Source organism: Ignavibacteria bacterium, from assembly GCA_016873775.1.
In the GTDB taxonomy this organism is placed as follows: Bacteria; Bacteroidota; Ignavibacteria; order UBA10030; family F1-140-MAGs086; genus JAGXRH01.
Map to the genome: position 1 here is coordinate 1 of VGWC01000124.1, position 3,373 is coordinate 3,373.

Annotated in this window: 3 protein-coding genes; all 3 read left to right on the forward strand. The window is 38.4% G+C overall.

The features are described from left to right. Nucleotides 1-127 precede the first annotated feature (127 nt). A complete protein-coding gene (locus FJ218_11115) occupies nt 128-2,083 on the forward strand; it encodes a TonB-dependent receptor (GenBank protein MBM4167450.1) in 1,956 nt (651 codons plus the stop codon). After that, on the forward strand, nt 2,080-3,135 hold the full coding sequence (locus FJ218_11120) for a hypothetical protein (GenBank protein MBM4167451.1): 1,056 nt from the start codon (nt 2,080-2,082) through the stop codon (nt 3,133-3,135). The genes FJ218_11115 and FJ218_11120 overlap by 4 nt, the downstream gene beginning before the upstream one ends. Before the next feature lie 57 nt (nt 3,136-3,192). Further along, a partial coding sequence (locus FJ218_11125) for a hypothetical protein (protein MBM4167452.1) occupies nt 3,193-3,373 on the forward strand: 181 nt, incomplete at its 3' end.

Sequence of the window (3,373 nt, forward strand, 5' to 3'; positions counted from 1 at the left end):
TTTGTATGAGGAAAAGTCAGGAGACCTGCCAATGTTTTTTTCACAACACCTTCGAGGGAAGTTGGCGGAACAATGCATTTAGCAGGTTCATTTTCCCATCTTCTTTATTGAGGATGGGATTTTTTTTATGAAAGATTTTAGATTACAGATGAGAGATTACGGATTACTTGTTTTTATTGCTCTGTTTTTCTCTTCATTTCTCTTTTCCGAAGAAAGCGATTCGGCAAACACATATCGTTTTGATGACGTTGTCGTTATGGGAATACGCAGCGAAATATTACAAGAAAAACTTTCTTCGTCAGTATTTGTTATTTCATCTGCAAGGATTGAATCAAATGTTGGAATGTCTCTTTCGTCTGCTGTGAACGGAACGTCAGGAATGTTTTTGAAATCGTACGGAGGAATTGGTTCATTACAAACAATTTCGTTGCGTGGAATGTCTGCGGAGAACACGCTGATTCTCATTGATGGAATGCGATTCTCAAGTTTTCAAAACGGACTAAGAGATGTTGGAATTTTCTCATCATCAAATATCGAGCGAATAGAAATTTTAAAAGGTGGAAGTTCTGCAATATATGGAGCCGATGCTGTTGGCGGGGTTGTTAATATCATAACAAAAAGAACGAGTGACAATTTTCAAGGAATGGTTTCATCTTCACTTGGTTCGTACGGCTTTGCCTCGTATGGTGTGAATATGAGTACGAATATAAATTCCGAGTTTTCATTTCGAGCAAACGCGCGTAAAGAATCTGGGGAAGGCAATTACAAATTTTATTTTGATGATGGGGAAAAAAAAACAATTATGAGAAGAAACGGCGGAGATTATTCGCTATCGTTTTTTGATGGAAGAATAGATTTGGACGCAAAAGAAAATTTTTCTTCGTTTATTTCTATGAACATTGAACATGCACAACGTGGTGTTCCCAATAGTGTTTCAAGCACAACGGATTTAAGCAAAACGCGATTGAATGATAACAATGTTCGAACACATTTTGGCTTGGAGTGGAAACAGAACGAAACATTTTCCACACAATTTAATTCCTCGTTTCATTACGGAGAAGAAACGTACGATAATCCGTTTATTTCGGCACGCGATAATTATTTCAATCGTAATGGAATCATAGAACCGAGTTTAAAATTTTTCTTCTCACCATATTTTTCCGGAACTCTCGGAAGCGAACTTTCTCGAAGTTGGATTCAAAGCAACCGCGTGAAAAACATTGTGCGTGAACAGCAAAGCATTTTTCTTTCATTGGAAAATACGCTTTCTACATTTTCCAATGCGCCGATAGAAGCGATATTGTTTCCTTCGATTCGTTACGATAATTTTTCTGACGTTGGAAATGCTGTGAGTTCGAAAATCGGCATAAATATTGGCATTTCTCGACTTCCGGGTATTCGATTCCGTTCATCTTACGGTTCATCGTTTCACGTTCCGACTTTCAACGATTTATATTGGCTCGATGGCGGAAATCCGAATTTAAAACCGGAACATTCTACGAGTTTTGATTGCGGAATAATTTCTTCGTTCGATATTTTGGGAAATTGTTCACTGGAAGCAAATTATTTTGTCATCAACACCCGCGACAGAATTTTATGGAAACCGCAATCGAACGGAATCTGGTCGCCGAAGAATATCGGAAAAGTGTGCTCTGAAGGAATTGAATTGGAAGGAATGTGGGAAACATTAGAAGATAAATTTTCTCTAACGGTCAATTCAACAATCAACACGGTCAAAAAAATGAACCGTGATTTTCCGAACGATGCAACGTATGGAAAACAACTCGTGTATCTTCCGTTGCAAACGTTCAATGTCGCTGCGACAATATCTGAATATGCGATTACATTTTCCCTTCAGCATTCGTGGACAAGTTATCGCTACGTTACGGAAATGAATGACAGATTTCTTCCGCAGTACAACGTAACAAACGCATCGCTCTTGTATCAATTCGATGCAGGAACCGTGCAGCCGTTCTTCAAAATAGAAACAACAAATTTTTTTAACACCTCGTACAACGTGCTTCCATTATATCCGATGCCGCTCCGAGAATTTCATTTCACTTTAGGAATAAAAAAACTATGAACACATTTACAAAACGTATCCTCACTATTTTTCTTGCACTCTCATTTTTTTCTTGTAAAAAAGACCCGGTTTCACCGACAATAAAACCTCCGCTTGCAAACGCGAAAGGAGTGTACGTTCTCAATGAAGGATTGTTTGGCAGCGGAACTTCTTCGCTTTCGTTTTATGGCGTGAAAAAAGATTCTGTCTATAACGATGTGTTTTTTGCTGTGAACGGTCGTAATCTGGGAGACATTGGCAACGATATAAAAATTCGTGGAACGCGCGCATATATCGTTGTGAATAATTCCAATAAAATTGAAATTATCAATACCTCGAATCATCAAAGTGTTGGAACAATAAATATTGGTGCAGGAATGAGTCCGCGCGAAATTGTTTTCGTGAACGATTCGATTGCGCTTGTTACGAATTTGTACGATAGCTCTGTTGTTGAAGTGAATTTAAATCAGCAAACAATTTTGAAACGTATTGTTGTTGGAGCAAATCCTGAGGGTATAGCGATAACGAACGGTAAAGCATTTGTTGCAAATTCGGGATTGGGAAGCGGTTCGACACTTTCAATAATTAGTTTAAGTTCGATGAGCGTTTCCAATACAATAACTATTGGTGATAACCCCGTTTCCGTTTCTGTGGATAAAGATGGAGAAGTGTATGTCTTGTGTGCAGGATTGTACAACGACTTTGGAAATCCAAATGATGACACGCCGGCGAAAATAAAAATTGTGAATGCAAGCACCGAACAGATTGTAGATTCAATTTTGATTGGCGGACATTCCTTCTCTATGGCGATTGGAACAATACTCGAGCGCGGCTATGTTTGTGCAGATACTGCGATAATTTCTCTGAACACAAAATCGAATACAACGTTGGGAAATTTTGTGAACAAAAATTATTATGCTGTGAGCATTGATGAATCAAACGGCGACGTATATTGTGCCGATGCAAAAAATTTTACGACAAACGGAAGTTTCTCGATTTATAATTCTTCCGGAATACTGCGCAAAACTCATAATACCGGCGTTCTTCCCACTGCGTTTGCCTATATTCGATAGTTTTTAATTATAACAAAACTTCTTATTTTTTCGCCACAATTTTTTAGAAAGAACTTTATGGAAACCACACATCAAAAAACTTCACAATCACTTTTATTCGCAGGCGGTTTAATTCTTCTTGCCGCATTTTCACGAATACTTCCTCATCCGCCGAATTTTACGCCGGTTTCTGCTATTGCGTTGTTTGGCGGCGTATATTTAGAAAAACGATGGTCGATTCTTGTGCCGTTCGTTACAA